The organism is Streptomyces klenkii, from assembly GCF_003626645.1.
Classification (GTDB): Bacteria; Actinomycetota; Actinomycetes; order Streptomycetales; family Streptomycetaceae; genus Streptomyces; species Streptomyces klenkii.
In genome coordinates, this window is sequence record NZ_RBAM01000016.1 from 23,732 (window position 1) to 40,860 (window position 17,129).

A 17,129-nucleotide genomic window follows, 5' to 3' on the forward strand; every position below is an offset into this window, starting at 1 on the left:
GTGCGGCCCCCCTCATCCCGTCCCGGCGTGCGGTGACCGTGCGGCGCGGTTCACAGCGGGCGCCGCCGGCCCCACCACAGGGTGAGGGCGAGGATCGCGAGGGCCGCCGCCAGCACGAGAGCCGCGTAGGTCCACTGCATGCCGGGCATCTGGTCGTACCCGAAGTATTCCAGGCGCTCGGCGACGATGCCCTTGGCCCTGCACTCCGCGGGGGTGCGCGCGTTGAAGCACTCGCCGAAGCCGTGGAGCCCGCCGTGCGCGTCGACGGTCCAGTTGTCGAACCGCACCGCGCCTTCGGGCAGCCCGGGTTGTCCCTCCTCGACGGGGTTGACGAGCACGCGCGGCTCCGTGAAGACCCGCCGGAGGGGGCCGGCCAGGACCTCCCAGGCGAAGGAGAAGCCGAGGGTGAGCACCATGGCGGGCACGGTGCGGCGCAGGAGCATGCCGAGCGCGGCGCCCACGGCGAAGTGGAGCAGCGCCAGCGCGACGGGCACGGGGCCGGTGTTGTCGAAGATGTCGCCCGCGCTCCAGTCGCCGGCGTTGAAGAGGTCGTGCGCGGGTTCCCACCAGGAGGTGAAGGCGGCCGAGAGCGCCGCCGCGCACACGACGGCGATCAGCGCCGCCGTGCCGAGCTTGACGGCGAGCCAGCGGCCGCGGGTGACCGACTGGGTGGTGACCAGCTGCACGGTGCCGCGCTCGCGGTCCCCGGAGATCAGCGGGGCGCCGAGGAGGACGCCCGCGACGACGGGCACCAGCGACATCATCCAGGTGCCGTTCCGGAACGCCTCGGCGTACGGCTGTCCGGAGGCCTCCACGAGCTTCAGGGGGCCGTGGGTGCGGGCGGGGCCGAGCCAGCCGAGCGTCACGTGGCGCTGCCAGAGCATGTGGACGCAGCCGGCCGCGGTGAGCAGCAGGCAGGCCACGAAGGCGGTCCGGTGCTGCCGCCAGACCAGCCAGGGCAGGCCGCGCAGGATGCGGGGCGGCTGCTTGCCGGTCTGCGCGGCGAGGGGGTCTCGTACGGCGGTGCTCATGCCGTCACCTCTTCGTCTTCCTGTTCCTGGCCGTGCGAGCCGGCAGCTTCCTGGTCGTGCGGGCCGTCGACGCGGGCCGCGGCGGTGAGCAAGGGGGGCGCGGCGGGCGAGCGCATGTAGCCCAGCAGCACCTCCTCCAAGGAGGGTTCTACGGTCTTCCAGTCGCCTTCGACCGGGCCGTGGGGCCGGATGAGGGCGGTGAGCTGGCGGCCCGTGGTGCGGGATTCGACGACGGTGTGCCGGGCGATCTCCGCGGGGACGCCCTCGGTGAGGTGCACGCCGGTCACCAGCCGGTGGGCGGCGAGCAGTTCGTCGGTCTCGCCGGCGAGGCGGACCCGGCCGCCGGCGACGGCGACGAGGTGGTCGCACATGGTCGCCACGTCGGCCAGCCGGTGGGAGGACATCACGACGGTGGTGCCCTGTTCGGCCGCCTCGGCCAGCAGGAGGCCGCCGATCTCGTGGGCGGCGAGCGGGTCGAGCTCCGCCATGGGTTCGTCGAGGAGCAGGAGGCGGGGGCGCTTGCCGAAGGCCAGCGCGAGCGCCACGCGGGCGCGCTGGCCGCCGGAGAGGCTGCCGACGCGGGCGCCGAGGGGCAGCTTCCCGGACCGCACGATCCGCTCGGCCGCCTCCTGGTCCCAGCGCGGGTTCAGCTCGCGGCCCAGGCGCAGGGTCTCCTCGACCGTGAACTGCGGGAAGAGCGGCTTGTCCTGGGCGAGGAAGGCGGTGTCGGCGAGGCCCGCCGGGTCGTCGACGGGCGAGCCGAAGATCCGCAGGCTCCCCTCCGTCGGCCGGATGATCCGTGCGGCCATGCCCAGCAGCGTGCTCTTGCCGGCGCCGTTGGGGCCGACGAGCCCGCAGACCGCGCCGGCCGGGATCCGGACGGAGAAGTCCTGGACGGCCCGGCGCCGCCGGAAGCACTTGCCCAGCCCGCGCGCCTCGACGGCCCAGCGGCTCGCGCCGTCGGCTGAAGTCATCCCACCCCACCTGCCCCGCCTGCTCATTCCACTAGTCAGCTAGTGGAATGAGCATATAGAACACCCCTGCGCTGTCAATATCCGGTTCAGAAAGGGGCAAATAGGGATCTAACGGCCTTACGGCGTCACGCCCGTGGCCTTCCGGCGGGCCCGGTGGGCGGCCGCCGTCGCGCGGTTGCCGCAGATCTGAGGCGAGCAGAAGCGCCGCGACAGATTGCGGGACGTGTCCACGAAGACCTCGGCGCAGCGGTTGCCCACACACACGTGGAGCCGCTCCACGCCGCTCGTGGTGACCACGGTGAGCAGGCCCATCGCGGCGTTGACCGCGTACTGGTCGACGACGGGCGCGCCGGGTGCGGCGACGTGCAGGTGCCAGGAGCCGTCGTGGTCGGTGTAGTGCGGGACGGCGCCGCGGCCGGCGAGGACGCCGTTGAGCAGGGCGACGGCCGTCGCCGCGTCCGGGGCGCCGAAGACCTCGCGCAGCACGGGCCGCAGCTCGCGCGCCGCGGCGAGGTCCGCCTCGGTCGGGGCGGCGGGCGGCCGGATGCCATGGGCGTCGAGCAGAGCGGACAACGCCGCAACATCGGGCATCTTCTCCACATTGCGCACGATATTGAAGGTATTGACCAGGTCCTCAGCCAGGGTCACCGAACCGTCTGAGTAACTAGTAAACCTCACCATGACTCCGTACTATTGCTGCTCGTAGTCGCCACCGCATCACGTACGGCGGCGCTGTTTCCTGTTGCCCGCATGTCCGCGGAGGACGTCGATGGACTCTCAAGAGGCATTACCCGCCGAGGGGTCGGCGCCATCGCTGGAAACGCCCGCCCCCGCCGCCGGATTCCGGGAGGAGGCACTCTACGGTCTGCGGGCCGCCGTGCCCCTGGCCATCGCGGTCTTCGGATTCGCGGTCTCCTTCGGGATCGTGGCCCGCGCGGCGGGCATGGGCGTGCTGGCCCCCGTGGTGATGTCGCTGACCACGTTCGCCGGGTCCGCGCAGTTCGCCGCCGCCTCCGTGCTGGGCACCGGGGGCGGGGTCGCCGCGGCGATCGTCGCGGCCGTCCTGCTCAACTCCCGCTATCTGCCCATCGGGATCAGCGTGGCCCCCGCGATGACCGGCGGTGTCGTCAAGCGCTTCCTCTCCGCCCAGCTCGTGGTGGACGAGTCCTGGGCCGTCGGCCACATAGGCAACGGCCGCTACTCGCGCGGCCGGCTGCTCGGCGCCGGCGTCCTCGTCTACGCGGCCTGGGTCGGCGGCACCGCCGTCGGCCTCCTGGGCGCCCATTACCTGGGGGACCCCGAGCGCTTCGGGCTCGACGTCGTCTCGCCCGTGCTGTTCATCGCCCTCCTCAAGGGCCAGATCACCAGCCGCAAGGCGCTCGCCGCCTCGATCCTGGGCGTGGCCATCGCCCTGGCGCTGGTCCCCTTCGCCTCCCCGGGCGTACCGCTCATCGCCGCCACCGCCGCCTGCCTGCTGGGACTGAGGAAATGACCGGACTCTGGCTCGCCGTGCTCCTCGTCGGCGCCGTCTCCATGGCGCTCAAAGCGACCGGCCCCGTCCTGCTCGGCGGCGAGGAACTGCCCGCGGCCATGCAGCGCGTCGTCACGCTCATGGCGCCCACCCTGCTGGCCGCGCTCATCGCCACCCAGATGTTCGGCCACGGCAGGTCGCTCGTCATCGACGCCCGCGCCGTGGGGCTCGTCGTGGGCGCCTTCGGCGTCTGGCGCAAGTGGCCCACCCTGCTCGTGGTGGTGCTCGGCGCCGCGGCCACGGCCCTCACCCGGCTGGTGACCGGCTGACCGCGCCCGCGGGCAGCCCCCGCAGCCGGCCCGCGGCCCCCTCGGGCCGTCCCTCGCTCCCCGACCGGAAGGAGGCACCCATGACACCCACGCCGCCCCTCGACCGCACGGGCACCACGGCCGCACCGGACGGCACGGCCGCCGGCACCCCGGCACCGCTGCCCACCGCGGCCCCCCTGCCCACCACGGCCCTGTGGGACGCGGGCGTCCGCCTGGGGGCCGGGGTCGAACTGCCGCCCCTGCCGCTCGCGCCGGTCGCGGCGGGCATGCGCTGCGCCGGGCCGCTGCGCCGCGTCCAGCACACGGAGGGAGTGGTCTCGATCTTCGCCGGGATGGACGCGGCGGCCCCGGGCGACATCCTCCTCATCGACAACTCCGGCCGTACGGACGAGGCCTGCGTGGGCGACCTCGTCGCCATCGAGGCCCTTCAGGCCGGCATCGCGGGCATCGTGGTGTGGGGCTGCCACCGTGACAGCGACGAACTGGCCGCCATCGGCCTGCCGGTGTTCAGCCTCGGCCCCTGTCCGGCCTCGCCCCGGCTCGGCCCCGGCCGCCCCGCGCCGCCCGCCCTTCCCCGGATCGCCGGGCGGGACGGCGACGGCGTGGCGGCCGACTCCGACGGCGTGCTCTTCCTCCCGGCCGCGGCCCGCGACGGCGTGAGCGCCCTCGCCGCGCGGATCGTCCGGGCCGAGCGGTCCCAGGCCGAACTGGCCCTCCAAGGCATCAGCCTGCGCGAGCAGCTCCGCTGGGACCGCTTCCTGGAGCGGCGCCGCACCGACCCCGGCTATGCGTTCCGCTCCCATCTCGCCCAGGTCGACGGAGCGCTGGAGTAGCCGGGCCCGGGCACGTACGAGGGAAGGCCCCGCCGCAGCAGCAGGTGCCGGCGGGACCAGGGGTGGGGCTCAGGAATCCCGTCCCGGAGGCGCGACGAGAACGCGAGCACGGCCAGTCCGTTCACGGAACCGTTCAAGGAGGTCTCCTCATCCTCATGCCGTCGAGGTCGGTACAGGCACAGCGGGCTCCGGCCCGGTTCCCGGTGGACCCCCGCCGCCGGGGACCGGACCAGAGCCCGCTGCGCCGTGCCCCCGGCCCGGCCGGGGGCGGCTCGCGGGACGGGCTACGGCCCGGCGGGCGGCAGATGGGTCCGCGCGAACTCCAGCTGCCGGCGGAACAGCGCCACGCGCTCCTCCACGCCGGTCACGCTGTGACCCCCGTCGTGCACGTGCAGCCCGTACGGGACGCCGCGCCGCGCGAGCCGCTCGGCGTAGTCCTTCACCTGGGCGACGGGGCAGCGGGCGTCGTTGGCTCCGGTGAGGATGAGCACCGGCGCGCGGACGTCGTCGACATAGGTCAGCGGCGAGGACTCCCGGTAGCGCTCGGGCACTTCGTCCGGCGTGCCGCCGAAGAGGCTGCGGTCAAGTGCCTTGATCTCCTCCATCGCGCCGTGGTGCGCGGCCGCGCAGTCGGCGACCGGCGCGCCGGCGAGCCCCAGCGCCCACTCCCCCGGCCGGGTGCCGAGCGCGAGCAGCGTGAGGTAGCCGCCCCACGACCAGCCCGCCACGACCAGGCGGCGCGGGTCGGCCACGCCGTGGTCCACCGTCCACTGCCGGACGGCGGCCACGTCCTCCAGCTCGGTGAGGCCGACGCGGCGCCGCAGCGCCTCGGTCCACTCGCGCCCGTAGCCCGTGGAGCCGCGGTAGTTGACGCGCACGACGGCGAAGCCGTGGTCGGTCCAGGCGGCGACGGCCGGGTCGAAGGCGTCCTCGTCCTGTTCGTCCGGGCCGCCGTGCAGCAGGAAGACCGTGGGGTACGGGCCCGGGCCCGCGGGCGTGTTCAGCAGGGCGTGGATGCGGCCGCCGGGGCCGTCCACCCACAGGTCGCGGGCGTCGGCGGCCGGGGGCGGCGGCTGGTCCGGCAGGGGCAGCCGCGGGGCCTCCAGCAGGCCGCGGAACTCCGGCGGGCGGGCCGAGCTCGACCACAGCAGCCAGGCGTCGCCGCCGGGCCGGGTCCGCGCGTGGGCGATGACGCCGGCCGGTGTGCCGATGCGCTCCAGCCGCCCGCTGCCCAGGTCGTAGCGGTGGAGGGTGGAGCGGGCCTCGTGGTCGTGGACGACGAGCAGCGAGCCGGCGTCCTGGAACCACTGGACGGAGACGTCGCCGGGCAGGCCGAGGCGCAGCTCGGTGCGCTCGCCGGTGCGCGGGTCGAACAGGACGGGCTCCCAGCGGTCGTCGCGCTGGTGCGTGAGCAGCAGCCGCGGGTCGCCGCGCACGGGCGAGAAGCCGACGGCCTCCAGGCCGCCTTCGTCGTCGGCCAGGTCGGCCACGGTGGTGCCGTCGCCGGTGGCGAGGACGCGCACGCCGAGGTCCCAGAGGTCGCCGCGCTCGCTGTGCGCGATGACGGCCAGGTCGAGGGAGCGGGAGAGGTCGACGGCGTAGGCCGGTTCGTCGTGCCGGTAGAGGAGGCGGGCCGCGCCGCCGGGCAGGACGAGGTGGACGGTGGCGCCCTCCTCGGTCGAGCAGCCGAGCAGGGCGTGCCCGTCGAGGCCGACGGCCAGGCCCGAGGGCCAGTAGCGCCCGGTGGAGGGGACGGCCGGGGTGTCGGGGCCGCCGGTGAAGGGCTGGCGCATCCAGCAGCCGTATTCGTCGCCGTCGCCGTCGTCGAACCACCACACCGCTTCGCCGGAGGCCTCGATCGCGCACTGCTGGGTGCCGGCGGGCCGGTCGGTGACGCGGCGGAGGGTGCCGGCCGCGCGGTCCCAGGCGTACACCTGGGCGATGCCGGAGAGGTCGCTGACGAAGACGCAGCGGTCGGGCGCGCTCTTGGCCCAGGCCGGGAGGGTGTGGCGGGGGGCGCGGAAGCGCCGTTCCCACACGGGTCCGTCGGCGAGGTGGTGCCGGGGTGCGGTCGTGGTCATCGAGGGGGTTCCTCCCGTGGCTGGCTGGGGTGTGCGCCCCCGCCCCTCTCGCACGCGCAGCGATCGGCCGCCGCCGGCGGTGGGCCGGGGCGGCCGGCGGGCGGCACCGGCCGCCCGTGCGGGGTGGCTCGTGCGTCAGTGGCAGCCGCAGCTCGCCGAGGTGACCCGGTTCATCCGGCGCCTGGGCCGCTCGCCGCCGGTCTCCGTGCCGGCGCCGGCGAGGGCCTCGGTGGCGCCGGGGGCCGTGACGGTGCTGGTGGAGCAGGCCAGGGTGAGCTGGTACGGGGTCTGCGGCAGGGCGCCCAGGACGATGTGGGCGGAGACCGCGGCCTTGCCGGCGGCCGCCGAGTTGGCCTCGGTGTTGAAGGGCAGCGGCTGCGTCCCGCTGCTCAGGCCGAATTCGATGCCGGAGACCAGCGCGTGGTCCCCGTGCTCGGCGAAGAGCCGCTCCAGTTCGGCGGCGGCCGTGCCGGAGCCGGTGGCGGCGGCCTTGAGGTCGGTGACCGCGCCGTTGTCCACGGTGAGCACGAGCGGGTAGTGCGAGAGCCCGGTCAGCTGGTCGTAGATCTCGTGCCGGCGGTCGGCGCTCGCGCTGCGGGAGCGGACGACGGGCCAGCCCTTGACCGTGATCTGCCCGGAGAGCGCGGTGCCGGTGACGTCGGTGGCCAGGCGCAGCCGGCCGGTGGGTGCGGTCCGCACGGCGCCCGGCTGGAAGAGGCCGGCGTCGGTGCGCGACCAGGTCGGCTTGTCGTAGGTGAGCTCGGCGACGGAGCCGGTGAGCGCCTCGGTGAGCTGGAGCCCGCCGGAGGCGGCGAGGGCGGCGGTGAGCCGGTCGGCGCGGGCCTGCACCTCGGCGGGGTCGGTCTTCTCCAGGGCCGCGAGGACGGTGCCCACCTGGTCGAGGGCGAGCGGGCCCTGGCCGGCGCGGACCGCGGCGACGGTACGGCCGGGGCCGATGTCGGCGGCCGGGGCGGTGAGCAGGGCGTCGGCGGTGGCGATGACGAGGACGTCGCAGTTGTCCGGCACGTCGGTGCGCAGGATGTGGCCCAGGGTGCGGCCGGCGTCGGCCGCCACGACGGCGCTCCGCTCGTACCGGTCTCCGCCGTCGAGGCGGAAGAACTCGGCGAGCGCCTTTTCGAGGACCAGTATGAAGTTCGTGCGGCCGACCGGATACTGGCGGTAGGCCTCGGGGCGGACAATAATCATCGCGACACCACTCCCAGATATGCGTGTTGCGTGTCGGCGAGGCGGGTCGAGTCAGCACCTCGACCCGCCTCGCACCAGGGCTGTGAATTCAGCCCGTCACCCGGGTTCAGCCCAGCAGGGTCCCGAGGTAGTTGCTGTTCTTGCGAACCTTGATGGTCTTCTTCATGGGAACTCACCTCCCGCCAATGGCCAGGGTTTCCGGATGGGATGCGGGGCTATTAGCCCAGCAGGGTCCCGAGGTAGTTGCTGTTCTTACGGACCTTGATGGTCTTCTTCACGGGAACTCACCACCCTCCATTGGCTCGGATCCGGCCGGGTACCGGGCTATTAGCCCAGCAGGGTCCCGAGGTAGTTGCTGTTCTTGCGAACCTTGATGGTCTTCTTCATGGGGAATCACCTCCCGTCGTCATGGATTTCGCGCTCCCGCCGCGTCCGCCGCGGGCCGCCGCTTCAGGCGGCCGGTGCGACGCGGACGCTCGGGGCGCCGCCCTTGTTGCCGAGCACCACTTCACCGCTCTCGGTGTAGACGGTGGTGTCGGGCGAGATGATGTCGAGGTGGTACTGGGTGAAGGGGGTGAGCCCCAGTCCCCAGTGCAGGCAGCCCTGGTCGCCGCCGTAGACCTCGTTCATCGCGTGGTTGCCCCGGACGATGTCCAGGCTGGTGTTGAGGGCGTGGCCGATCTCCCAGACCAGGGTGTAGCGGGAGTCGATCTCGAACATCGCCTCGAAGACGTCGGCGACCGGGGCGCCGGCGGGGCGGAACGGGCGGAGCGAGGTGATCGCTCCCTTCCGCACCTCGGCGACGACCGCCTCGTGCTCCAGCCCGGCCAGCTTGCCCTGGAGGCGGGCCTGGTCCTTGCGGAGGAACGAGGGGGTGCCGTTGTGCAGGATCGGGAAGCCCCGGAAGGCGATGCTGCCTTCGAGCGGCAGGTGCAACGACTCGTCGAATTCAACGATCTGCATGGGCAGGACGCTGATTTCGCCCGAGGGCACGATCTGCTGCTCGCCCCATTCGAGGGGGCCGGCCTGCTGGTTCCAGACCAGGTCGTCCGCGAGGTGGTCGAGGACGGCGCGGGTGCCGTGCCGCTCGTCGACGTACACCAGGTGGTCGGTGGATTCCGCGAGCTCGAAGAAGCGGTCGCTGAACTCGGCCTGCTCCCGGGCGGAGGTGCGCTCGATGACGCCCAGGAAGTGCCGGATGATGCCGAGGTCCGTCGGCGTCGAGTTGCACGCCATGCCCATCAGCTTGCGGCGCGGGCCGAGCGCCTCCTCGGACGGGGACTCGAAGAACCGGTAGGGCGAGATCACCAGCGAGTGCGAATTCTGCGGAACCGTTTCATCGGCGAGCATCTTCTCGAAGTCGTCGCCGGGCTTCAGGATGATCGTCCGGTACTCCGCGTAGGGGGCGTCCTTGACGATTTCGAATTCCTGCACCATCTCCTGATTGGTGATCAGGCAGAAGATGCTTCCGTCGGCCGGGCCGAACTGACTGAATCGCGCCGGGTTGATCTTGATTGCCATAATCGGCGATACCCCCAGGTGGCTGATTACCTGGCCGTAAGAAAACAGCACCCGGTGAACCCCGCGCAATATGCCGGGGGGTAATGGCCGGAACATATGCCGGTTTGAACGGTGACCCTGTCCGTTTTGTGCGGCTGGTGACGCTTGACCGGCTCTATGGGCGTCTCGCGGTAGATAAATCCACGAAAACCGGGGTCCAGGACGCCCGGCGGACCGGCAAACAGACCGTATGCCCTCTTCACCCTTCACTTCTACAGCACCCCCCACGACCCGCCCACCCCCGTCCGGGGGAGGCTCGGGAGCCTCTGAGGCAAACAGAAAAACCCTCCCCCGCACGTTTTCGGCCATGATCCACAGGGTGATTGGCGCCCTACTCGGCGTCACGGGCCGGAATCCTCGCCTCCACCCTGCTGTGATGTGAATCACCCCTGCCGCTGGATCATGGATTCCGGGCACAAGAATGCCGGGCGGTCGCGCGCAGTCGGGGGTGTCTGCGCGCGGACCGCCCGGCTCGTATGCCGCGGTTGTCCTGTGAGCGTCAGGGCATTACGCGGCTGGCTTCTTGGGGCGGGGGATGAACAGGCAGGCCACGGCGGCCAGGGCCGTCGCGACGAGGACGAAGTCCCAGCCGTGGTCGAAGGCCGTCACGGCGGCGTCCGCGGACGCCGGAGCGCCGATGAAGGCGACCAGCAGGGCCACGCCCAGCACGGAGCCGACCTGACGGGCCATCGTGACCACCGCCGAGCCCGTGGAGAAGCTCTGCGGGGGCAGCGCGGACACGGCGGCGCCGACCAGGGTCGGGACGACCATGCCGACCCCGACGCCGGTGAGCAGCATGCCCGGCAGGAGGCCCGCGGCGTACTCGTGGGCGGTGTCGAGGCGATAGACCCACCAGCCGATGCCGGCGCCGAAGAGGACGCTGCCGACCGCGGAGACCGCCGCCGCGCCGAACCTCTTGATGACGGGGCCCACGCCCATCGCGAAGGCGGGCACGAGCACCGGTCCGGGCGCGATGGCCAGGCCCGTCTTCAGCGGCGACCAGTGCCACACGTTCTGGCACCAGAGCACGGCGGAGAGCAGCATGGCGCCGAAGGAGACCGCGAACAGGAGGTTCGCGAAGGTGGCCGGGCCGACCCCGGGGATCCTCAGCAGGCCCAGCGGCAGGACGGGCGAGGGGTGCCGGGCCGAGCTCGCGAAGAACGCGGCCAGGAGCACGACGGCGGCCGCCAGGGAGAGGATCACCTTGAGCGAAGTCCAGCCCCAGTCCTCGCTCTTGACCAGGCCCAGCGCGAGGACCGCGATGCCCAGCGTGAGCAGGACGGCACCCGCCAGGTCCAGCCGCGCGGCGGCGGGGCGGGCGGCGATGCGCGGCAGCACCCGGGCGCCCAGGAGGAGGGCGAAGACGCCGATCGGCAGGTTGACCAGGAAGACCCAGCGCCAGTCGAGCTGCGTGAGCAGGCCGCCGATCACGGGGCCGAGCGCGGCGGCGAGGCCGCTGATCGCGGTCCAGCCACGGACGGCGGGGATCCGCTTCTCCGGCGGCGCCGCGGCGAGCAACAGGCCCAGTGAGGACGGGATGAGCATGGCCGCGCCGATCGCCTGGATGACGCGGGCCGCGACCAGGAGCCACACGCCCGGCGCGACGGCGCACAGGGCGGAGGCGACGGTGAACACCGCGATGCCCAGCAGGTACGCGTTACGGGGACTGGTGCGGTCCGCGAGGCTGCCCGCCGGGACGAGCAGGGCGGCGAAGACCACCGCGTAGGCGTTGAGGATCCACGACAGCGATGCCAGGGAGGACCCGGAGAACTGAGTGCCGATGTCGGGCAGCGCGACGTTGACGATGAACATGTCGAGGTTGGACATCGCAACCCCGGCCACAACGACGGCGAACACCGGCCCGAAGGCGGGCTTCGGCACGCTGACCGCCTGTCCGGCGGCAGTCTGAGTCATCGCTCTCCTCGCTAGTGAGTTGGCTTTTCCAACTCACGTGAGCATACAGCGTTCCCCGGGAGGCCGGCGGTGTGATGTAGGCGTCACATCAGGATGGCTGAGGGTTTGTCAGCTCGTGACGCCCCGGTAAGCCGCGGCTCCCGCGACCACGAGGAGCAGACCGGCGGCCGGGACGAGGCAGCCGCCTCCCAGCAGCCGCAGCGGCAGCCGCCAGGCCTTGCGGCCCGTGGCGGCGCGGCGGTCCGCGGCCAGGGTCAGCAGGCCGGCGGGGACGAGGGCGGCGGCCGCCCCCAGCCACCAGGACAGGCATGCCGCCGGCTGCTCGACGAGGGCGCCGGAGTGACCCGACATCAGGAGCACGGCCAGGACGGCGGCCGCGGCGGCGGGCAGGGCGAGGACGGGCAGCGGTACCGCCGTGCGGCGGGCCAGCGCGGCGGTGGGGACGACGAGGGCGGCGGCGAGGGCGGCGCACACGAGGGTCCAGAGGCCCAGGAAGAGCGGGAGGAACACGATGCCGAGGGCTCCGCTGTCGTCCTGGGAGGGCGAGAGCGCGTCCGTTACGGGTGCCGCGGGCCGTACCCACGCCCAGAGGATCAGAACGACGACCGCGAGGGCCGTCTCCGCGACCAGGGCGCCGACGGCGGTGAGGAACGTGGGTGGTGCCCAGAGGCTACGACGTGCGGTTTCTTGCTTCACGGGCCCATCATGCGGGGCGCGCTCCGCGCGGGGACGCGGGGGCCCTCCGGGCGGGCCGGCGCGGGTGGCGGGGGGGGCTTCCCGCCCGGTCTCTTCCTTCCGCCGCAGCGGCGCGCGACCACCAAAAACGCGACCGGCGGTGCCGCACTCACCTGAGGTGAGCACGGCACCGCCGAAGACCGCCGCGGGGGTTGAGCGCCGCTGCGGCGGAGGGTGGGGCGGGGCCCCGGACCCCCTTTGCCGCCGCGGCAGCGGACCCGTCAGCCCAGTTTGACCGGGAGCGTGGCGAAGCCGCGCTGGACCAGCTGGTCGCGGAACGTGGGTTCCGAGGCGAGCGCGAGGCCCGGGAAGCGCCGCAGGACCGCCGGCAGGGCGACCTCCGCCTGCATCCGGGCGAGGCCCGCCCCGAGGCAGTAGTGCGCCCCGCCGCTGAGGGTCAGCGCGTGGTTGCCCGTGCGGTACGGGTTGAACGTGCCGGGGTCGGCGTACTGCCGCGGATCGCGGTTGCCCGCGGCGATCAGGAGCGTGACCTTCGTACCCGCCGTGAGCGGGACCCCGAAGAAGTCGAAGTCCTTGACGGCCATGCGGTTGAGGGCCTGCGCCGCGGGGTCGAAGCGCAGCACTTCCTCGACGTAGCCCGGCGCGAGCGAGTCGTCCTCGCGGAGCGCGGCGGCGTGCTGCGGGTGCTCCACGGCGAGCCGCAGCCCGTTGCCGATGAGGTCCATCGGCGCTTCGGTGCCGGCGACGAGCAGCAGCATGAAGTTGGCGACGAGCTCCTCCTCGCTGATGCCGCCCGTCGTGTCCAGCTGCCGCACCAGCTCGCTGACGAGGTCGTCGCCGGGCTCGGCCCGCCGCTTGGCGACCAGGTCCCGGAAGTAGACGGCGAGCTCCTCCATGGCGGCGTCGCCGGGCAGCAGCTGGGCGAGGTCCTGGATGGGCTCCAGCGCGGTGGTGATGGCGCCGATGTGGCCCCGGAACCCCGCCTGCTCCTCCTCGGGTATGCCCAGCAGCTCACCCATGATGGCCATGGGCACGCGGAAGGCGAACTCGGCCATGAAGTCGACCGGGGCACCGCCCTCGCCGAGCGTGCCCAGCCGGTCCACGAGCCCGCCGATCAGCCGCTCGACCGCCGGCTGGAGCGCCGCGATCCGGCGCGGCGTGAAACCGACGCTGAAGAAGCGCCGGTAGCGGTCGTGGTCGGGGTTGTTGCTGAAGAGCATGTTCTTGGTGAGCCACACCCAGGAGGAGTGGTCGCGCCAGCCGGGCATCATCGAGTCCTGCACGGCCCCGTCGGTCGACAGGAGGGCGGGTTCCCGCAGCGCCCGTGCGCACTCGGCGTGCCCGGTGACCACCAGCTGGCCGGGGCCGAGCGGCAGCAGCGGCCCGTAGGAGCGCAGCGCCTCGTAGAGCGGGTAGGGGTCCCGCTTCCCGGCCGGGCTCAGCAGCGTCATCATCGCCCGGCCCGGATCCATCACCGGTGTGGTCATGTCACTTCTCCTAGAGGTCTACAGCGGTTCTACAGCGGTGCCATGACGAAATCGGCCTTGGTGGTGCCGCAGTCCGGGCACTCCCACTCGTCCGGGATCTCCTCCCAGGGCGTGCCGGGGGCGATCCCCTCCTCGGGCAGTCCGAGGGATTCGTAGTAGACCCAGCCGCAGACGAGGCACATCCATGCCCTTTTCCCTGCGTCTTCGCTCACGGGATGGTCTCTCCAGTTCTCGTTCCGTGTTCGGCGACGAACGCGGAGATGGCGCTTTTCACTTCGGGGGACATGAGGATCCCCATGTGGCCGCGGCCCGGGGCCTGTTCGAGCCGCACGTCCTTCAGCCCGGCGGCGATGGCCTCGGCCTCGCAGTACGGGACGACGGGGTCGCCGGGGTCGTGCAGGGCCAGCACCGGGACGTCGAGGTCGCGGCCGAGGCCGACGACGTCCCAGTGGCTGACGGGCACCCCGTTGCGGCGGTGCAGTTCGCGGTAGATGCGGTCGACGACGGCGCGCGAGAGCATCAGCTCGCCCCGGGACCAGCGTTCCAGGACGGCGGTGAGGGTGCAGGTGGGGGCGACGAGCGCGATGCAGTCGACGTCCGGCCGCTCCTCCATCGCCACCGCCCCGACGGCGGCGATCGAGCCCAGCGAGTGGGCGACGATCACCCGCGCGCCGCCGAGCGAGTCGAGCGCGGCGCGGACGGCGGCCGTGTACTGGGTCATGGTGGCCTGCGTGCCGCGGTTCACGCCGTGGGCCGGCGCGTCGAACGCGGCGACGCGGTAGCCGAGTTCCCGCAGCGGGGCGATCAGCGAGTACATGCTGCTGCTGTCGGCCCCCCAGCCGTGCACGAGGAGCGCGGTGGGCCGGTCGTCGTCGCCCCACAGGTATCCGCCGTGCACGTCGGGGTTGCCGAGGACGTCGAAGCCGCGGGCGCCGAGCGGCAGGACGTTGTCGGGCTGCGTGCCCAGGGCGCGGGTCCGGCTGAAGACGTCGGTGGCCCAGCGGCCGCCGGGCCCCGGGGCGAGGGCGCCGGCGGCCGCGTGGGCGAGCCTTCTCAGGACGAGGGGCATCATGACGGGGCGTTCACCGTCTCCGCCGCCACCGGCTTCGCGTCCGCGGGGTCGATCCGCGTCCGCTTGAAGTCGGTGTAGAAGCCCGACTCGGTGTCGTAGAAGTGCAGCCGCCGCACGATGGTGCGCAACTCGCCGATCTTGACCGGCTGTTCGCGGACCATGCCCGGGTAGGCGTCCTTCAGGGCTCTCTGCGCCTTTTGCAGGTTGTAGAAGGGAACGACCGGGGCGACGTGGTGTGCCGTGTGGATGGAGATGTTGTGCGTGAGGAACAGCAGCCACTTCGGGTACACGTAGTCGGTGGTCACCAGGAGCCGGCTGGCGTTGCGCGTCCAGTGCTCGTTGGTCAGGTACGGGATGTCGCTGGAGCTGTGGTGCATCAGCGTCGTGGCGCTGAACCAGGCGTGGGTCGCGAGCCACGGGGCGACGAAGTAGATCAGGAAGCCGGTGAAGCCGGTGAACCAGATCAGCGGGACGAAGTAGACGGCCATGACGGCCAGGACGAAGAGCATCGAGCGGCGGACGTCGCGGCGCGCCTCCCGCTTGGGGAAGTAGCTCGGCCGGAAGCCGGACTCGCGCCAGTAGTTGATGGTGCCGCCCCAGAACGCCCAGGTGCGCGTCCCGTGGTAGATGATCTTCTCGTGCAGCGGCATCCGGTCGTAGAGCGCCGCCGGGACCGGGCGCCAGTCGGTGTCCAGCTCCAGGTTGTTGGTGTGGCTGTGGTGCAGGTTGTGCACGTGCCGCCAGGCGTGGAACGGGTAGATCAGCGGCAGCAGCGAGACGTGCCCGATCGCGAAGTTGAACTTGCGCGAGCGGGAGAAGGAGCCGTGCCCGCAGTCGTGCGCGATGCAGTGCAGGCCCCAGCCGCCCAGGCCGGCGACGATCCACAGCGGGATCCACAGCAGCCAGTGCGGTGCGAACGCGATGCCGGCGAGGGCGCCGATGTACAGCGCCCAGCTGACGGCGAAGCCGAGCAGGCCGCGGCCCACCCGTGGTTCGAAGAATTCCCTCGGGATGGCCCCCGCGAGCCTTTCGCCCTCGATCTGCTCCGACTTGCGCTTGAAGTCCTCGAACGCCCGGTCCGGAGCGGACGGAAAGTTGTATGCCCCCATCGTCGTGGTTCCCTTCAGCCGGTCCGGCGGGACAGCCTGAGTTCCTGCGCCAGGTAGCCGCTCAGGTCGTCGATGGTCTGGTGCTCGTAGAGCAGGCCGGGCGAGAGGCGGCGCTCGACGACCTTCTCCAGGGCGCCGGAGACCTGGACGGCGACGCGCGAGTCGAGCCCGTAGGACTCGAACGACTTCTGCGTGTCGATGTCGGCGGGCTGCACCTCGATGCGCTGGGCCAGGTGCTCGACGAGCCACTGGCGCAGGGAGTCCTCCGTGAGCGGGCCCTGGATCTGCTGGGCGTCCTTCTTGCGTCCGAACATGTGGTTACGCTCCTGCTGGTGTGCGAGGGTGAAGCGCAGTGCGGGTGAAGCACTGCGGGTGGAGCACTGCTGGGGGCGGGCGGTTACGCGGCCTGCTTCATGGCGCGCTTCCGCTCGATGGTGGCCTTGTCCGGTTCCCGCAGGTCCCAGACGACGCCGGCCTTACCCAGGCCGAAGAGGAGCCAGCCGCTCAGATCCGGCTCCCACCAGGTCACGCCGTGGCGGTACGAGCCCGGGAAGGCGTGGTGGTTGTTCTGGAGGCCCTCGCCGAAGGTGAAGGCGGCGACGGGCCAGTTGTTGGCGCTGCGGTCCTTGTTGTCGAAGGGGCGGCCGCCGATCGCGTGGCAGACGGAGCCGACGCACCAGGCGGCCTGGTTGGCCACGAAGATGCGGGCGAATCCGCCGAAGACCAGGCCGGTCAGCAGCGACATCGGGGTCTGCTCGACGGCGAAGCCGACGACGGCCGGGATCAGCAGGCCGGTGAGGACCCAGGCCGGGTAGGTGCGGTGGTACCACATCAGCCGGCGGTCGCGCAGGACGTCGGGGGCGAAGACGCTCCACTTCGAGGTCTCGTCGCTGAGCATCCAGGGCATGTGCGCGTACCACAGGCCGCGCAGCCGGGCCTTGAGGCTCCAGCCGTGCAGGTTCGGCGAGTGCGGGTCGCCCTCGCGGTCGCTGAAGCGGTGGTGGCGGCGGTGCGTGGTGACCCAGAACATCAGCGGGCCCTGGGCCCCCATGGACCCGGTGACCATCATGACGGCCTGGAACGCGGGCGAGGTCTTGAACGCCTTGTGCGAGAGGTAGCGGTGGAAGCCGATGGTGATGCCGCCCATATGCACGAAGTACATGACGACGAACATGACCAGGTCGGTGGTGGTGTAGTTGCCGGTCCACAGGAACCAGGCCGCGACGGCGGTGCCGATCAGGGGCAGCGTCATCGTGGTGAGTGCGGAGAAGCGCTTGATGCGGCGGCTGGCGGGGTCGAGCTTGACGATCGCCGCCGCGAGCGGGTCGGCGGTTGCGGAAGACACGGGGCCGCTCCCTTTCTCGGA

At 72.3% G+C, this 17,129-nt stretch carries 17 protein-coding genes; 3 read left to right on the top strand and 14 right to left on the bottom strand.

What is annotated here, in order from left to right; all coding sequences use genetic code 11:
* Positions 1-50 precede the first annotated feature (50 nt).
* The 3 genes from D7231_RS28975 to D7231_RS28985 all read right to left on the bottom strand — a co-directional run bounded on the left by D7231_RS28975 (position 51) and on the right by D7231_RS28985 (position 2,686).
* On the bottom strand, positions 51-1,031 hold the full coding sequence (locus D7231_RS28975; RefSeq protein ID WP_120758574.1) for an ABC transporter permease: 981 nt from the start codon (positions 1,029-1,031) through the stop codon (positions 51-53).
* Positions 1,028-2,005, bottom strand: a complete 978-nt coding sequence (locus D7231_RS28980; protein ID WP_120758575.1) for an ABC transporter ATP-binding protein — start codon at positions 2,003-2,005, stop codon at positions 1,028-1,030. Before D7231_RS28980 ends, D7231_RS28975 begins: the two co-directional genes overlap by 4 nt.
* A 117-nt stretch (positions 2,006-2,122) precedes the next feature.
* The gene (locus D7231_RS28985; RefSeq protein ID WP_120758576.1) at positions 2,123-2,686 is read right to left on the bottom strand and encodes a CGNR zinc finger domain-containing protein; all 564 of its coding nucleotides are present in this window, start codon (positions 2,684-2,686) and stop codon (positions 2,123-2,125) included.
* A gap of 88 nt (positions 2,687-2,774) precedes the next feature.
* Between D7231_RS28985 and D7231_RS28990 the strand changes: the two genes are divergently transcribed.
* From D7231_RS28990 to D7231_RS29000, 3 genes are all read left to right on the top strand, one after another.
* A complete protein-coding gene (locus D7231_RS28990) occupies positions 2,775-3,497 on the top strand; it encodes an AzlC family ABC transporter permease (RefSeq protein WP_120758577.1) in 723 nt (240 codons plus the stop codon).
* Entirely contained in the window at positions 3,494-3,805 is a 312-nt protein-coding gene (locus D7231_RS28995) for an AzlD domain-containing protein (protein WP_120758578.1), read from the top strand. Before D7231_RS28990 ends, D7231_RS28995 begins: the two co-directional genes overlap by 4 nt.
* An 80-nt stretch (positions 3,806-3,885) precedes the next feature.
* Positions 3,886-4,638, top strand: a complete 753-nt coding sequence (locus D7231_RS29000) for an RraA family protein (protein ID WP_120758579.1) — start codon at positions 3,886-3,888, stop codon at positions 4,636-4,638.
* A 284-nt stretch (positions 4,639-4,922) separates the two neighbouring features.
* On the opposite strand, the gene D7231_RS29005 is transcribed toward D7231_RS29000, so the two are convergent.
* The 11 genes from D7231_RS29005 to D7231_RS29055 form a co-directional block, all read right to left on the bottom strand.
* Complete coding sequence (locus tag D7231_RS29005) at positions 4,923-6,719, bottom strand: prolyl oligopeptidase family serine peptidase (protein WP_120758580.1); 1,797 nt, start codon at positions 6,717-6,719, stop codon at positions 4,923-4,925.
* 135 nt (positions 6,720-6,854) lie between these two features.
* A complete protein-coding gene (locus D7231_RS29010; RefSeq protein ID WP_120758581.1) occupies positions 6,855-7,925 on the bottom strand; it encodes a hypothetical protein in 1,071 nt (356 codons plus the stop codon).
* A 450-nt stretch (positions 7,926-8,375) separates the two neighbouring features.
* A complete protein-coding gene (locus D7231_RS29015; protein WP_120758582.1) occupies positions 8,376-9,446 on the bottom strand; it encodes a hypothetical protein in 1,071 nt (356 codons plus the stop codon).
* Positions 9,447-9,992: 546 nt separating this feature from the next.
* Positions 9,993-11,399 (bottom strand): MFS transporter, encoded by a 1,407-nt coding sequence (locus tag D7231_RS29020; protein WP_120758583.1) that lies wholly within the window; start codon positions 11,397-11,399, stop codon positions 9,993-9,995.
* 108 nt (positions 11,400-11,507) lie between these two features.
* The gene (locus D7231_RS29025; protein WP_120758584.1) at positions 11,508-12,095 is read right to left on the bottom strand and encodes a hypothetical protein; all 588 of its coding nucleotides are present in this window, start codon (positions 12,093-12,095) and stop codon (positions 11,508-11,510) included.
* 260 nt (positions 12,096-12,355) lie between these two features.
* Positions 12,356-13,582: a cytochrome P450 gene (locus tag D7231_RS29030; RefSeq protein ID WP_120758585.1), complete on the bottom strand. Its 1,227-nt coding sequence runs from the start codon at positions 13,580-13,582 to the stop codon at positions 12,356-12,358.
* Between the two features lie 29 nt (positions 13,583-13,611).
* Positions 13,612-13,794 carry a rubredoxin gene (locus D7231_RS29035; RefSeq protein ID WP_391475430.1) on the bottom strand — a complete coding sequence of 61 codons (183 nt, stop codon included), beginning with the start codon at positions 13,792-13,794 and terminating at the stop codon, positions 13,612-13,614.
* Positions 13,791-14,654, bottom strand: coding sequence for an alpha/beta fold hydrolase (locus D7231_RS29040; RefSeq protein WP_120758587.1), 864 nt, complete (start codon positions 14,652-14,654; stop codon positions 13,791-13,793). The genes D7231_RS29035 and D7231_RS29040 overlap by 4 nt, the downstream gene beginning before the upstream one ends.
* The gene (locus D7231_RS29045; RefSeq protein WP_120758588.1) at positions 14,651-15,763 is read right to left on the bottom strand and encodes a fatty acid desaturase; all 1,113 of its coding nucleotides are present in this window, start codon (positions 15,761-15,763) and stop codon (positions 14,651-14,653) included. Before D7231_RS29045 ends, D7231_RS29040 begins: the two co-directional genes overlap by 4 nt.
* Before the next feature lie 14 nt (positions 15,764-15,777).
* Entirely contained in the window at positions 15,778-16,077 is a 300-nt protein-coding gene (locus tag D7231_RS29050) for an acyl carrier protein (protein ID WP_120758589.1), read from the bottom strand.
* A gap of 83 nt (positions 16,078-16,160) precedes the next feature.
* On the bottom strand, positions 16,161-17,108 hold the full coding sequence (locus tag D7231_RS29055) for an acyl-CoA desaturase (RefSeq protein ID WP_199739484.1): 948 nt from the start codon (positions 17,106-17,108) through the stop codon (positions 16,161-16,163).
* Positions 17,109-17,129: the final 21 nt, after the last annotated feature.